The 14,416-nt window shown below is 66.8% G+C and carries 10 protein-coding genes and 1 riboswitch; of the genes, 4 read left to right on the forward strand and 6 right to left on the reverse strand.

Annotated features, from left to right (window positions below):
- Nucleotides 1-113: 113 nt before the first annotated feature.
- Complete coding sequence (locus tag ACTT2I_RS12950) at nucleotides 114-1,643, forward strand: glycoside hydrolase family 19 protein (RefSeq protein WP_421099200.1); 1,530 nt, start codon at nucleotides 114-116, stop codon at nucleotides 1,641-1,643.
- A gap of 40 nt (nucleotides 1,644-1,683) precedes the next feature.
- Here ACTT2I_RS12950 and ACTT2I_RS12955 read toward each other — a convergent pair whose 3' ends face one another.
- From ACTT2I_RS12955 to ACTT2I_RS12965, 3 genes are all read right to left on the reverse strand, one after another.
- On the reverse strand, nucleotides 1,684-2,070 hold the full coding sequence (locus tag ACTT2I_RS12955) for a hypothetical protein (protein ID WP_070470412.1): 387 nt from the start codon (nucleotides 2,068-2,070) through the stop codon (nucleotides 1,684-1,686).
- A gap of 80 nt (nucleotides 2,071-2,150) precedes the next feature.
- Nucleotides 2,151-3,044, reverse strand: coding sequence for a siderophore-interacting protein (locus ACTT2I_RS12960; RefSeq protein WP_421099199.1), 894 nt, complete (start codon nucleotides 3,042-3,044; stop codon nucleotides 2,151-2,153).
- A gap of 157 nt (nucleotides 3,045-3,201) precedes the next feature.
- Entirely contained in the window at nucleotides 3,202-4,425 is a 1,224-nt protein-coding gene (locus ACTT2I_RS12965; RefSeq protein WP_421099198.1) for a multidrug effflux MFS transporter, read from the reverse strand.
- A 280-nt stretch (nucleotides 4,426-4,705) separates the two neighbouring features.
- Nucleotides 4,706-4,807, forward strand: a riboswitch (glycine riboswitch).
- An 88-nt stretch (nucleotides 4,808-4,895) separates the two neighbouring features.
- On the opposite strand from ACTT2I_RS12965, the gene gcvP reads away from it, so the two are divergent.
- Complete coding sequence (gene gcvP / locus ACTT2I_RS12970; protein ID WP_421099197.1) at nucleotides 4,896-7,775, forward strand: aminomethyl-transferring glycine dehydrogenase; 2,880 nt, start codon at nucleotides 4,896-4,898, stop codon at nucleotides 7,773-7,775.
- A 729-nt stretch (nucleotides 7,776-8,504) separates the two neighbouring features.
- On the opposite strand, the gene ACTT2I_RS12975 is transcribed toward gcvP, so the two are convergent.
- Both ACTT2I_RS12975 and ACTT2I_RS12980 read right to left on the reverse strand, forming a co-directional pair.
- Nucleotides 8,505-9,896 carry an amino acid permease gene (locus tag ACTT2I_RS12975; RefSeq protein WP_421099196.1) on the reverse strand — a complete coding sequence of 464 codons (1,392 nt, stop codon included), beginning with the start codon at nucleotides 9,894-9,896 and terminating at the stop codon, nucleotides 8,505-8,507.
- A gap of 81 nt (nucleotides 9,897-9,977) precedes the next feature.
- Entirely contained in the window at nucleotides 9,978-10,688 is a 711-nt protein-coding gene (locus ACTT2I_RS12980; protein ID WP_088435366.1) for an AraC family transcriptional regulator, read from the reverse strand.
- Nucleotides 10,689-10,871: 183 nt separating this feature from the next.
- Between ACTT2I_RS12980 and ACTT2I_RS12985 the strand changes: the two genes are divergently transcribed.
- Together ACTT2I_RS12985 and ACTT2I_RS12990 are read left to right on the forward strand one after the other, a co-directional pair.
- On the forward strand, nucleotides 10,872-12,962 hold the full coding sequence (locus tag ACTT2I_RS12985; protein ID WP_421099195.1) for a catalase: 2,091 nt from the start codon (nucleotides 10,872-10,874) through the stop codon (nucleotides 12,960-12,962).
- Between the two features lie 30 nt (nucleotides 12,963-12,992).
- Nucleotides 12,993-13,487, forward strand: a complete 495-nt coding sequence (locus ACTT2I_RS12990) for a HupB (RefSeq protein WP_421099194.1) — start codon at nucleotides 12,993-12,995, stop codon at nucleotides 13,485-13,487.
- 74 nt (nucleotides 13,488-13,561) lie between these two features.
- Here the strand turns inward: ACTT2I_RS12990 and ACTT2I_RS12995 are convergent, their stop codons facing one another.
- On the reverse strand, nucleotides 13,562-14,350 hold the full coding sequence (locus ACTT2I_RS12995; RefSeq protein WP_421099193.1) for a hypothetical protein: 789 nt from the start codon (nucleotides 14,348-14,350) through the stop codon (nucleotides 13,562-13,564).
- Nucleotides 14,351-14,416 lie beyond the last annotated feature (66 nt).

Here is a 14,416-nt window from a genome sequence, read left to right on the forward strand (position 1 = left end):
CGATAGACAGGTCCGATGCAGTTCAAGCTTCCACAACGTCATGCAGAACGCGACACGTGATGCCGGTGTGTGAGCGTTACGGTCAGTGCTCGTTCCCTTGCGCTGGATTGCCCATGACCCGTCACACCCTTCTGGCCGCTGCGGTGCTGGCCGTACTTGGCTGCGCCACGGCCCACGGCAGCAACACCGCCTTCGCCGTCACCCGCGCCGCCTCGGCGGATGCCGACTCCCGCCCACCGCTGCGCACCGCCGCCATGCCCGCCGCCAGCGATACCTACGACCCGACCCAGACCTACGTCGCCGGCTGCGTGGTGATCTTCCAGTCGCGCTATTTCAAGGCGAAATGGTGGGTCAACGTCGGCGAATCGCCCGCGGCCATCGACCCGGCCCAACCATGGCTCTCGCCTTGGGAAGAGATTGCCGAAACCGCTCCCGGCTGTGACGATGACACCGGCGGTCCGGGCCCCGGCGGCCCCGATCCGCTTGACCCGGTCGAGATCCCGCTGAGCCAGCTGCTGGCCGACGAGGCCCGCCTCACCGACTTCCCGTTGATGCAGCAGACGCTGGCATCGATTCGTACCTTGCCCAACACCCAGGTCCAGGCCGTCGAGCCACTGCGCGCGGCCAACCCCGAGAACGTGCGCCGGGTCGAAGCGCTGCTGGATGCCGCGCAGTTCGACTCCCTCTTCCCGATGCGGGCACCGGAGTACACCTACCGGGGCTTCCTGCAGGCGTTCGCCAAGTTCCCGGCGATCTGCGCCTCCTACACCGATGGCCGTGATGCCGACGCCATCTGCCGCAGGACGTTGGCAACGATGGTGGCGCACTTCGCGCAGGAGACGGGCGGCCACGATGCGCACAGCCCGATTCCCGAGTGGCGCCAGGCGCTGGTGCACGTCCGTGAGATGGGCTGGAGCGAGGAAACGCCCGATGGCTACGCAGGCGAATGCAACCCGGCCACCTGGCAGGGCCAGACCTGGCCGTGTGGTGTGTTCGAGAGCGGCCCTCACGCCGGCCGCTTCAAGAGCTACTTCGGGCGGGGCGCCAAGCAGCTGTCCTACAACTACAACTACGGACCGTTCTCCGATGCGATGTTCGGCACCGTGCGCACCCTGCTCGACCAGCCCGAGCTGGTAGCCGATACCTGGTTGAACCTGGCCAGCGCCGCGTTCTTCTACATGTATCCGCAGCCGCCCAAGCCCTCGATGATGCATGTGATCGACGGCACCTGGCAGCCCAACGCACGGGACCTCGCCAATGGTCTGGTGCCCGGCTTCGGGGTGACCACACAGATCATCAATGGTGGTGTGGAATGCGGTGGCAGCACCGAGCACCTGCAGTCGCAGAACCGGATCACGTACTACCGGGCCGCGGCGGCTCACTTCAACGTCCCGGTGCCGGGCAATGAAGTGCTGGGCTGCAAAGGCATGAAGCAGTTCGATGAGGGCGGCGCTGGCGCTCTGCCGATCTACTGGGAAGAAAACTACGATTGGCACGAAGGCAACGTCGGCGGCAAGAGCTACCAGTGCAAGCTGGTGACCTACCAGACGCCGTACTCGGCGCTCAAGCCCGCCGATTACGTGAAATGCGTCATCGACAAGTTCGATAACGTGGACGTGATCGACGACCTGCGCGGTCGCTGAGGGACGACGGGGCGGCGCGGGTGCGCCGCCCCGTGTTGTTTCAGGACGCCGGCTTCAGCTGGGCGGCCAGTTCCACTTTGAACTGCTCGAAGTCCATGCCGTCGGCCTTGGCTTCGGCGTGCGCCGCGTCTTTGAGCGCGTCCGAATACACCAGGCGCACCGGGGTGCCCTGGCGTTCGTGCAGTTCAGCGGCCTGCATGATCAGGGCCAGCACCCGCGCTGCACTGGGGGTCTGGCCGGCGATACGGCCGTCCATGCCCAGCACCCACTCACCATCCCGCCGGACAATGCCGGCCAGCAGCGTGCGCTGCTGGTCGCGCAGCTCGGCATGCGGCTCAACCGGCGTGGCGTTGGCCTGCTCACGGTTGGCGGCCTGGGTTTCACGGCGCCGGCGGATGTCGCGGCGCAGTTTGGAGGTGGTCGACATGGGGAAATCCGGACTGCGGCAAAGTGCCAAGGATACCGCACGGGCCCCGGCGGGCCCGTTCTGAAGCGGCTGCGGCCGGCTCAATCCAGGACCTTGCCGTGCCGCCAATAGCCCATGAAGGTGATGGCCTGGCGGTCGATCCCACAGGTTTTCACCAGGTGCCGGCGGATCGCCATCACCGCGCCGGCCTCGCCGGCGACCCAGGCATACAGCCCGCCACCCGCTGCACTGGCCTGCTCCCACAGGATGTCCTGATCGATGTCGATCTCGGCCAGTTCCTGCTCACCATGGCGCGGACCGGAGGGACCGATCCGGGCCCGTACCGCGTCCTGCAGCCGCTGACCATGCGCGGCGCCCTCGCGGGCCAGCCAGAACAGCTGCGCACCGGGCGGTGCCTGCAGCGGCAGCACATCCGCTTCGTGCTCCACCTCCAGGAAGGCCTGCACCTCCGGCGGCTGCGGCCACTGCGCCAGGCCTTCCAGAATGCCGGCCACGGCTGGCAGCGCAGTGTCATCGGCCACCAACAGCACGCGCTTCACCTGCGCCGGCGGCTTCCACTCGTAGCCCTCGCTGCTGGCTTCAACCCGCGCATCCGGCGCCAGCAGGCCGACCCGATCGCCGACACGTGCCTGCATGGCCCAGCGCGAGGCGGGGCCGGTCTCGCCGTGCAGCACGAAATCGATATCAACTTCGCCCACGTCAGGGCGCAGCGCACGGAGGGTGTAGGTGCGCATCGGCGCACGCTCTGTGTCGGGCAGCGCGCGATAACGCGCGTACCAGTCCTCGCCCTGCGGCACCTCGGGGGCTGCCTGGCCGGCGAGCGGGAAGAACACCTTGATGCGCTGATCCGGCCCGTCGGTCTTCATGTTGGCCACATCGGGCGCAGCGAAGACCATGCGGGTCAGCGACGGAGAGAGAACAGTGCGCTGCTTGAGCGCGACATCGAACAGGCGGTAGGTCTGCTGGGCAGCCATGCAATCACCCTGAATTGCGGCGGACGCGGCGTCCGCAGGGGAGCGTATTGGCTGTCGTGGAGCACGAACTGGCTGGCGAAGGCACAGGATACGCCGCAGTCGCACAATGGCAATGCCGCCACGCCTGCGTTGTGTGGAGGCGTGGGATGCATGCCGCTCACTCGATGGGCGTGAGCAGGTCGCGGCGGCGTTCGCAGCGCCGCTCCCAGTACCAGAAGCTGCCACCGATGGCGAAGAAGGCCGCGTAGCCCAGCGCCAGATGCAACGGGCTGCTGCTGAGCATCGGCGAGACCACACCGGCCACCACCGTGTTGATCATCAGCTGGATGAACATCTGCATGGACGAGGCCAGGCCGCGCTGGTGCGGATACATGTCCAGCACGGCCAGCGCCAGGATCGGGAAGATCAGCGCCATGCCGACACCGCCCAGGAAGATCGGCATCACCGCCCACGGCAGCGCGATCTGCGGCACCGACACGACATAGCCGAAGTTCAGCAGCGCCGAAACCGCGCACAATGCAAAGCCGATCGCGATCTGCCGCTGCGGCACGATCCGCCCGGCCATGCGGCCGGACAGGAACGAACCGACCGTCATGCCGCCGATGGTGGGAATGAACAACCACGCAAAGCCGCCCTCACCCAGCTGCAGGTGCTGCATCACGAACACCGGCGCGGAGGCGATGTACAGGAAGATGCCGGAGAAGTTGAACGCACCGGCCGCGGCCAGGCGCAACAGGCGCGGGTTGGAGCCCATGCGCGCATAGCTGCGCAGCAGCTCACGCATCGACAGCGGCGTGCGTGCTTCCTCCGGGTGGGTTTCCGGCAGCCACTTGCCCGTGGCCAGCAGCAGGACCACGCCGAACAGCACCAAGAACCAGAAGATCAGCGGCCAGTCGCCCCCGCCGAGCAGGATCCAGCCGCCGATGATCGGCGCAATCGCCGGGGCGACGCCGAAGATCATCGATACCTGGCTCATCAACCGCTGCGCGTCGGCACCGTGGTACAGATCGCGGATCACCGCGCGGCCGACGATCACGCCGACACCGGCCGTCACGCCCTGCAGCGCACGGAACACGAGCAACGTGGTCATGTCGCGCGACAGCGCGCAGCCGATCGAGGCACCGATGAACAGCACCAGCCCGCCGATGATCACCCGCTTGCGGCCGAACGCATCCGACAGCGGGCCGTGCGCCAGGCTCATCAGGCCATAGAACAGCAGGTAGACGCTGATGGTCTGCTGCACTGCGACCTGGTCCACCTGCATGCGGTCGCCCAACAGCAGGAAGGCCGGGAATATGGTGTCGATCGAGAACGGACCGAACATCGCCAGGCCTGCGAGCAGCAGGGCCAGACGGCGGGTCGAGGGTGAGGCGGGCGTCATGCGGGCTTCCGTCAGCGGCCATGCGCACTGCACGGCGGGCGCCTGGCCCGGAACGGGCGGCGCCAGATGAATACGAGGATCCAGTGATCATAGGCCTTTGCCGCCCCCGGCACCATGCCCGGGCGCGCTTTCCCGGCGCTGCGCGGCCCCGTATTCATGTGCCGGAAAGGCCCAGTGGCCGAAAGCGCTGGGCTATAATCGCCTGGCTACATGGTGGGAGAAGCGGACACCCGCTGCCGAAGGCGCAACGCCCGTAATCGCTCAGGCCCGATACCACCCGTACCAAAACTCTGGAGAGACCGGCGAGTGCCGGCGCCGAAGGGGCACGAAGCACGCCGATGCGCGCTTCCAAACTCTCAGGCAAAAGGACAGAGGGGCACCCAGGAAGACCGCAAGGTCCGGTGGATCGCTGTCGCCCGCGACGCGCCCTGGCCCGGCCGCCTTCCGAACGTGCGTGCCCACTCTCCGAGATGCCAGCCATGTCCCAGAACACCCCTACCCTGCGCGAGCTTGAACACAGCCACGCGTTCGTCGAACGCCACATCGGCCCCAACGACGCCGAAATCGCGCAGATGCTCGACGTGGTCGGCCACACCTCGCTGGACGCGCTGACCGATGCGATCGTCCCGGCCGGGATCAAGTCGCCGGCCCCGCTGGCCCTGCCCGAATCGCTGACCGAAGTGCAGGCACTGGCCAAGATCCGCGCCATCGCCGACAAGAACCAGGTGTTCCGCACCTTCATCGGCCAGGGCTACTACGGCACGCTCACCCCGAACGTCATCCTGCGCAATGTGCTGGAAAACCCGGCGTGGTACACCGCCTACACCCCGTACCAGGCCGAGATTTCGCAGGGCCGCATGGAAGCACTGATCAACTTCCAGACCCTGTGCGCGGACCTGACCGGCATGGAGATCGCCAACGCCTCGCTGCTGGATGAAGCCACCGCCGCCGCCGAAGCGATGACCCTGGCCAAGCGTTCGGCCAAGTCCAAGTCCGATACCTTCTTCGTGCACGACGCCGTGCACCCGCAGACGCTGGAACTGCTGCGCACCCGCGCCGAGCCGATGGGCATCGTGCTGCGCGTGGGCACCCCGGCCGAGGCGATGGAAGCCGAGGCCTACGGCGTGCTGCTGCAGTACCCGGACACCTTCGGCCATATCGGCGACTACAAGGCGCTGGCCGATGCCGTGCACGCCCGTGGCGGCCTGGTCGCGGTGGCCACCGATCTGCTTGCATTGACCCTGATCGCCGCCCCCGGCGAATGGGGCGCGGACATCGTGGTCGGCAACTCGCAGCGTTTCGGCGTGCCGTTCGGCTTCGGCGGTCCGCATGCCGCCTTCATGGCCTGCCGCGACGCGTACAAGCGCTCGATGCCGGGCCGCCTGATCGGTGTCTCGGTCGATGCGCAGGGCAATGCCGCCTACCGCCTGACCCTGCAGACCCGCGAGCAGCACATCCGCCGCGAGAAGGCCACCTCCAACATTTGCACCGCGCAGGTGCTGCTTGCCGTGATGGCCTCGATGTATGCCGTGTACCACGGCCCGGAAGGCCTGACCCGCATCGCCCGCCGCACCCACCGCCTGGCCAGCATCCTGGCCGCCGCGCTGCGCGGCGCCGGCGTGAATGTCGGCGAGCATTTCTTCGACACCCTGCACGTCAAGGATGTCGACGCCAAGGCGATCCACGCCAAGGCCGCCGCGGCGCGCATCAACCTGCGTGCGATCGACAGCGACGCGGTCGGCATCAGCCTGGATGAAACCACCACCCGCGCCGACATCGTCGCGCTCGGCCAGCTGTTCGGTGCCACCGTCGATGTCGATGCCCTCGACGTCGCCACCGCCGATGCCCTGCCGGCCGGCCTGGTGCGCACCAGCGACTTCCTGACCCACCCGGTGTTCAACACCCACCACAGCGAACACGAACTGCTGCGTTACCTGCGTTCGCTGGCGGACAAGGACCTGGCCATGGATCGCACCATGATCCCGCTGGGCAGCTGCACCATGAAGCTCAACGCCACCGCCGAGATGATTCCGGTGACCTGGCCGGAGTTCGCCAACATCCATCCGCTGGCCCCGGCCGACCAGGCCACCGGCTACAAGGAACTGATCGACGGCCTGGAAGCGATGCTGGTGGAATGCACCGGCTATGACGCGGTCAGCCTGCAGCCGAACTCCGGCGCGCAGGGCGAGTACGCCGGCCTGCTGGCGATCCGCGCCTACCACCGCTCGCGCGGCGAAGGCCATCGCGACGTCTGCCTGATCCCGGATTCGGCGCACGGTACCAACCCGGCCTCGGCGCAGATGTGCGGCATGAAGGTCGTGGTGACCAAGACCGATGCCAACGGCAATGTCGATCTGGACGACATCCGCATCAACGCGGAGAAGTACAGCGACCGCCTGGCCGCGCTGATGATTACCTACCCGTCCACGCACGGCGTGTTCGAGGAAGAGGTGGTGGAGATCTGCGAGATCGTGCACAAGCACGGCGGCCAGGTGTACACCGACGGCGCCAACATGAACGCCCTGGTCGGCGTGGCCAAGCCCGGCAAGTGGGGCTCGGACGTCTCGCACCTGAACCTGCACAAGACCTTCTGCATCCCGCACGGCGGCGGCGGCCCGGGCGTGGGCCCGTGTGCGGTCAAGTCGCACCTCGCCCCGTTCCTGCCCAAGGTGCTGGGCGGCGAAGGCGATGTCGGCATGGTCAGCGCGGCCAGCTTCGGCAGCGCCTCGATCCTGCCGATCAGCTGGATGTACATCACGCTGATGGGCACCGCCGGCCTGCGCAAGGCAACCCAGGTCGCCCTGCTCAACGCCAACTACATCGCCAAGCGCCTGGCCCCGCACTTCAAGACCCTGTACACCGGCCGCAACGGCCTGGTGGCACACGAGTGCATCCTGGACGTGCGTCCGCTGGAGAAGACCTCCGGCATCGGCGCCGAGGACGTGGCCAAGCGCCTGATCGATTTCGGCTTCCATGCCCCGACCCTGAGCTTCCCGGTCGCCGGCACGCTGATGGTGGAACCGACCGAAAGCGAATCCCTGCACGAACTGGACCGCTTCATCAACGCGATGATCCAGATCCGCGAAGAGATCGCCGCGATCGAAGACGGCCGCCTGGACCGCGAGGACAACCCGCTCAAGCACGCCCCGCACACCGCTGCGGTGGTGTCGGCCAGCGAGTGGTCGCACGCCTACCCGCGTGAGCTGGCGGCCTTCCCGCTGGCCAGCCTGCGCCAGCAGAAGTACTGGCCGCCGGTGGCGCGCGTGGACAACGTCTACGGCGACAAGAACGTGATGTGCGCCTGCATCCCGGTCGATGCGTACAAGGAAGACGAGGGCGTGGAGGTCTAAACCTCCCTGCCCTGACGCAGCAACAAACGGCCCGCGCAAGCGGGCCGTTTTTGTCATGGGGTGCGGCCGACTACCCGCTCCCGGCTCCCGGCTCACGCGCGCCTTGGAGGAGAGCCGCCCTCAGATTCTGCAGGCTGGGCGGGGGTGTGTGGGTTCGCAGGACACGCCGTGAATCCGTCCATGGAGGCTCATGTCGCGCCATCCATGGCGCTCAGGTCCCGCCAACCCACACACCCCCGCCCTCGACAGTGGGTCGGCTGCCTCTGGAAAACCAAACGCAATCCCCGTGCAGCGGAGGCGAGCAACAACACCTCATGCCGTCATCGGACGGTTGTCCATAGCGTCAGCATCGGCGTCGAACATTCAACGCTCACGGCTCGTTGCTCAGCACCAAAAGCGCATTTCGCATCGCGCACTCGGCGTCGAACTCTGAGCTTCGAACTTTGAGTTGCGAGTTGCGAGTTGCGAGTTGCGAGTTGCCAGCATCAGTGCATCGAGCATCGCAGCACCAGTTCGGCTGCGGCCTGCGCTCTGCTTTGGACCTTTCCTCGTCCACCAGCCCCCTGTCAAAGGGTGGGCACGGGTGGCTTGGCGGGACCGTGTGTTGCCATGAATGGCAACACACGAGCTTACATGGACGTACTTGCAGCGGGTCCCGACAACCCACCCGTGCCCGCCCCAACCAGCGGAGCCCAAACCCTGCGGCTGTTGGCTGTTGGCTGTCAGCTCTCAGCTGTTGGCTGTAGCCCGCATCCGGCGCGCAACCTCACTACTGGCCGCGATCACCGCCGTCAGCACCGCCATCGACAGGAACTGCACCCGCGTGTGCGCCTCGGACAACAACAGACCGAAAATCACCGCCAACACCCCCAACCCGAACACCGTCAGATACGGATACCCCGCCATCCGGAACGGCAACCGCGTCCCATCCCGGTTCGCCCGATGACGCAGAATCAACTGCGACAACAACGAAATCGTCCACACCAGCAGACACGTCGAGCCCACGATGTTGAGCAGCACCGGCAGCACCCTGTCCGGAAACACCAGCTCCATCACCGTCGCCGCGAAACCGAACAGCACACTGGCCAGCACCGCGATGATCGGCACCTGGCGCGGATCGGTCCAGCCCAGCACCGCCGGCGCCTCACGGCGCTGCGCCAGCGAATACATCATCCGTGATGCGCCATACAGATTGGCATTGAGCGCCGACAGCAGCGCGATCACCGCGATCAGCGTGATCGCCGTCGCCGCGCCCGGAATCCTGGCCGCTTCCAGCACCGCCGCGAACGGCGACCTGAGTGCCTCGCTGGTCCACGGCACCACCGCGATGATCACGCTCAGCGAGCCGATGTAGAACACCAGGATGCGCCAGGCCACGGTGCGGATCGCACGGGCGATGCTGCGCTCGGGGTCTTCGGTTTCGGCCGCGGCCACCGCCACGATCTCGGTGCCGCCGAAGGCGAATATCACCACCAGCAGCGCCGCGCCGATCCCGGCCAGGCCCTTGGGCATGAAGCCACCGTGCTCGGTGAAGTTGCGCAGGCCCGGCGAGGCCACGTCCGGCAGCCAGCCCATCAGCAGCGCCACGCCGATCAGGATGAAGCCGACGATCGCGGCCACTTTCAGGATCGCGAACCAGAACTCGAACTCGCCGAAGTTTTTCACCCCGAGCAGATTGATCGCGGTGAAGAACAACATGAAGGCCAGCGCCGCCATCGGCACCGGGATCGCCGGCCAGACCGTGGCGAGCAGGCCGGCCGCACCGACCGCTTCAGCGGCAATCACGATCACCAGCTGCACCCACCACAGCCAGCCCACCGTGGCACCGGCAGTGGCGCCCATGGCGTCGGCGGCGTAGACCGAAAACGCGCCACTGGTCGGCTTGGCCGCGGCCATTTCGCCCAGCGCGTTCATCACGATGATCACCAGCGCGCCGGCGACCAGATACGACAGCAGGACCGCCGGGCCGGCGGCCTGGACGCCTACCCCGGAACCGAGGAACAGGCCGGCGCCGATCGCGCTGCCCAGGCCCATCATGATCAGCTGGCGGGGCTTGAGCGCGTGCCCTAGGCGGGTATCGGCGGGCGGAGTGACAGGAGCCGGAGTCTGGGATGCGGGCATCGGAATCGATTGGCGGGCAACAAGTGCGACACCATACCCTGTCGACCGCGCGACGGCATAGGCCGGAAGCCCCACCCCGCCTCAGCCGGCGGCGCGCTCGCCGATCTGGGCACGGTAGGCCCGCGGCGACAGCCCGACCTCGGCCTTGAACTTGCGGGTGAACGCACTCTGGTCGGTGAAGCCACAGGCCTGGCCGATGCTGGCAATGCTGTCCGGGCCATGCAACAGGTGCACCGCCATCTGGATGCGCAGGCGGGTGAGGACCTGCTGGGGGGTCATCTGGAATACCTTGCGGAAGGTACGCTCCAGCTTGGAGAGCGAGAACCCGGTGATGTCCAGCAGGGTCTGCATGCGCACGTTTTCGGCGTAATGCGCATTCAGATGGGCCAGGGCCAGGCGCAGCTGTTCGTACTGGGTGCCCAGGCTGTCCTTCTGGCCCAGGTCGCGCGAGATCCCGATCAATCCGCGGATCTGCCCCTCCACCAGCAGCGGCCGCTTGCAGGTCAGGCACCAGCCCGGCTCGCGGTTGGCGAACAGATGCAGCTCCATCAGGTTCTCGATCACCTTGCCGGCCAGCACCTGCTCGTCCTGGGTGGCGTAATCGGCCCCCAGCCCGGTCGGATAGATCTCCGCCGCAGTCCGCCCGATCACCTCCTTGCGCGACTTCAGGCCCAGCCGGCGCAGCATGGTCTGGTTGATATGCGTATACCGCCCGTCGCGGTCCTTCATGAAGAACAGGACGTCGGGGATCGCATCAAACAGGGCTTCGATGTCGGCGGGTTCAACGCGCATGCGGCTGGAAAGAACAGGGGAATGACGCGACCAAGGATACCTGCACGCGCGCGCCTCACCCAGCGCCGGCGCCCCGCATGTGAAGCGCGGGTGCAAGCAGCGCCGCATTTTCGCACCCGCGATTAACGCCCCGCCCGCCAGTGTGAGGTGATCCCCCTTCCCGCCAGCTCCCGGAGTCGCCTCATGGCCGCCAGCAAGAAAAGCACGAAGAATGCCCCCGCCCCCGCCGCCGATGTCCGTGGCGAAGGGGATGAACTGCACCAGCGTGCGGGCAATGGCCATCCCGCATTGACCACCAACCAGGGCATTCCGGTCGGTGACAACCAGAATTCGCTGCGGGCCACCCCTCGCGGGCCGACCCTGCTGGAAGACTTCATCCTGCGCGAGAAGATCACCCACTTCGACCATGAGCGCATCCCCGAGCGCATCGTGCATGCGCGCGGCAGCGCCGCGCACGGGTATTTCGAACTGACCCGCTCGCTCGGCGAATACACCCGGGCGCGGATCCTCAGCGAGGTGGGCGTGCGCACCCCCCTGTTCACCCGCTTCTCCACGGTGGCCGGCGGTGCCGGCTCGGTCGATACCCCGCGCGACGTGCGCGGCTTCGCGGTCAAGTTCTACACCAAGGAAGGCAACTGGGATCTGGTCGGCAACAACATCCCGGTGTTCTTCATCCAGGATGCGATCAAGTTCCCCGACCTGATCCATGCGGTGAAGATGGAGCCGGACCGCGCCTTCCCGCAGGCAGCCAGCGCGCACGACACCTTCTGGGATTTCGTCTCGCTGATGCCCGAATCGATGCACATGATCATGTGGGCGATGAGCGACCGCACGATCCCGCGTTCGCTGCGCACCATCGAAGGCTTCGGCATCCACAGCTTCCGGCTGATCAACGATGCTGGCGAGTCGACCTTCGTCAAATTCCACTGGCGGCCGAAGCTGGGCATCCAGTCCACCGTGTGGGACGAGGCGGTGAAGCTGCAGAGCGCGGACAACGATTTCCACCGCCGCGACCTGTTCGAGGCGATCACCGCCGGCAACTTCCCCGAGTGGGAGCTGGCGGTGCAGCTGTTCACCGAGGAACAGGCCGAGGCCTTCCCGTTCGACCATCTGGACTCGACCAAGATCATCCCGGAATCGCTGGTACCGCTCACGGTGATCGGGCGCATGGTGCTCGACCGCTGGCCGGACAACTTCTTCGCCGAAACCGAACAGGTCGCCTACTGCCCGGCCAACGTGCCGCCGGGCATCGACTTCAGCAACGATCCGCTGCTGCAGGGCCGCCTGTTCTCCTATCTGGATACCCAGCTCAGCCGCCTGGGCGGCCCGAACTTCCATCAGATTCCGGTCAATGCCCCCAAGTGTCCGTTCGCCAATCACCAGCGCGACGGCCACATGCAGATGAACATCCCCAAGGGCCGGGTCGCCTACGATCCCAGTTCGCTGCAAGGCGACAGCCCGCGTGAGACCGCCGATGGCTTCCCCAGCCATGCCACCGCCCCGGATGACGGCCGCAAGGGGCGCGTGCGCGCAGACAGCTTCGCCGATCACTACAGCCAGGCCCGGATGTTCTTCCGCAGCCTGGAAGCGCCGGAGCAGGCGCACCTCGCCTCCGCACTGGTGTTCGAGCTGTCCAAGGTGGAAACGGTCAAGGTCCGCGAGCGCACGGTGAGCCACCTGCGCAACATCGATGAATCCCTGGCCAAACGGGTCGCCGATGGCCTGGCGATGCCCGCGCTGCCCGAGCCGGCCGCCACGCAGACCCCGGCGCAGGATTTCCCGAAGGCGCCCGAGGTACGGATCATCGGCCGCACCAAGGACCTGCTCACCGGCCGCTGCATCGGCATCCTGTTCGACGAAGGCTCCGATGCGGCCCTGATCGCCAACCTGCGCAAGGCCGCCGACAAGGCCGGGGCCAGCGTGAAGCTGGTCGCACCGAAGATCGGTGGCGCCAGGCTCAGCGATGGCAAGACGCTCGCCGCGGACGGCCAGTTGGCCGGCACGCCGTCGGTGGTGTTCGATGCGGTCGCCGTGGTGCTCAGCAGTGATGCCGCCAAGAAGCTGAGCAAGGAATCGGCCGCGATCGATTTCGTCAGCGATGCCTGGGCCCACCTCAAGGCGATCGCCGCCGACGACGGCGCACAGGCGCTGTTGAAGGTCGCCCGGGTCGGCAACGATGCCGGGGTGGTCGAGGCCGAGGACGCAAAGGCCTTCCTTGCTGCCGCCGCTACGCGCCAGTGGGCCCGCGAACCGAAGGTGCGCACGCTCGCCTGAGCGGCGCCACCTTCGTCACCAGACAGGAGCATGACCATGCCGCGCGGTGATAAATCCAGCTATACCGACAAGCAGAAGCGCACAGCCGAGCACATCGAGGAAAGCGAGAAAGCGCGGGGCCGCAGCGAGGCCACCGCCGAACGCATCGCCTGGGCCACGGTCAACAAGCAGGATGGTGGCGGGAAGAAGCGCGGCAGTGCGAACAAGACGGCCGCCAAGACCGCGAAGACCTCGCCGACGAAGAAGGCAGCGGTAAAGAAAACCGCTGCCAGGAAGGCCGCTCCGAAAGCAGCGGCCGGGAAGGCCACCAAGAAGACCGTAACGAAGACGGCGAAGAAGGCCGCTGGAAAAACGACAGCGAAAACCGCGGTCAAGAAGACGACAAAGAAAGCGGCGAAGAAGACCGTCGCGAAGCAGGCCACCCGGAAATCCGCATCAACTACCGCCGCCCGGACGCCTGCGAAAAAGACGGCAACCAAGACGGCAACGACCGGCGCCCGCAAGCGAGCGGCCGGCAAGGCCTGACCTGCGCGCACGGCCGGCCGTGCATCTACCGCGTGCTGCCTGAAGCAGCACGCGGCAGAGCGCAGGCGCAGCGCTTACCGTTGCACTGGCACCGTGGACGGCTTGGATGGCGTGACCGTTCCAGGTGCTACCGGTTTCACCGGCAGCGGCATCGACTGCAGCCGGCGGATCGAGCCGATCGGCACGGCTTCGGCCCGCCGTTGTTCGGGCCACCACAGGAACACGAACGCACTGCTGGAGCCCAGCAGTTTCGCAGTGCCGGGCAGCGCGGCCGCGTCTCCCCCGAGCACGACCTGCACCGACGTACCGCCCCTGCCATCGCGGATTTTCTCGGCCGAGCTGAGCGCATACAGCGCCGCGCCGAATGCCATGAAGCAGACCACCGCAATGCACATGCCGGTCAGTGGACGCAACCCGGAGAACTCCCAGTTCATCCACGGCGATTCGGAGAACAGCATCCGCCATCCCCAGTGGCGCGCACGCAGGCGCGCCACCTTGGCCGGGTTGCGCCGCCGCAGGGTTTCCGGCCAGCCCAGCAGCACCGCCAGCAGAGCACCCAGCAGCAGGATCAGGACGTAGGCCGGATCGCGCACTCCTGCGACCAGGAAGTCGCTGACCTGCAGGTAATCCAGGATCGACAGCCGGAACTTGAAATAGAAGAAGTAGCTCGACCACAGCCCCAGCACGGACAGGAATACGTAGCCGGCACTGACCATCAACGCCGGCTCCTGCCGCAGCAGACGCCAGATCACGGCCACCATCGAATCTTCGTTGCCATGCGTGACGGGCAGCAACGACCAATCGGTCGGCGTCTGCTCCGCCGGGACATCCCCGTGACTGCTGCCCTCGTCCCTGTTCCCCATGCGCCCCTCCCCCGTTCGGCAGAGCATCGCGCACTTTGGCGATGGACGGAAGCGGGCGCACCGGGG

The sequence above is a fragment of the Stenotrophomonas sp. PUT21 genome (genome assembly GCF_052232875.1).
GTDB classification, from domain to species: domain Bacteria; phylum Pseudomonadota; class Gammaproteobacteria; order Xanthomonadales; family Xanthomonadaceae; genus Stenotrophomonas; species Stenotrophomonas maltophilia_N.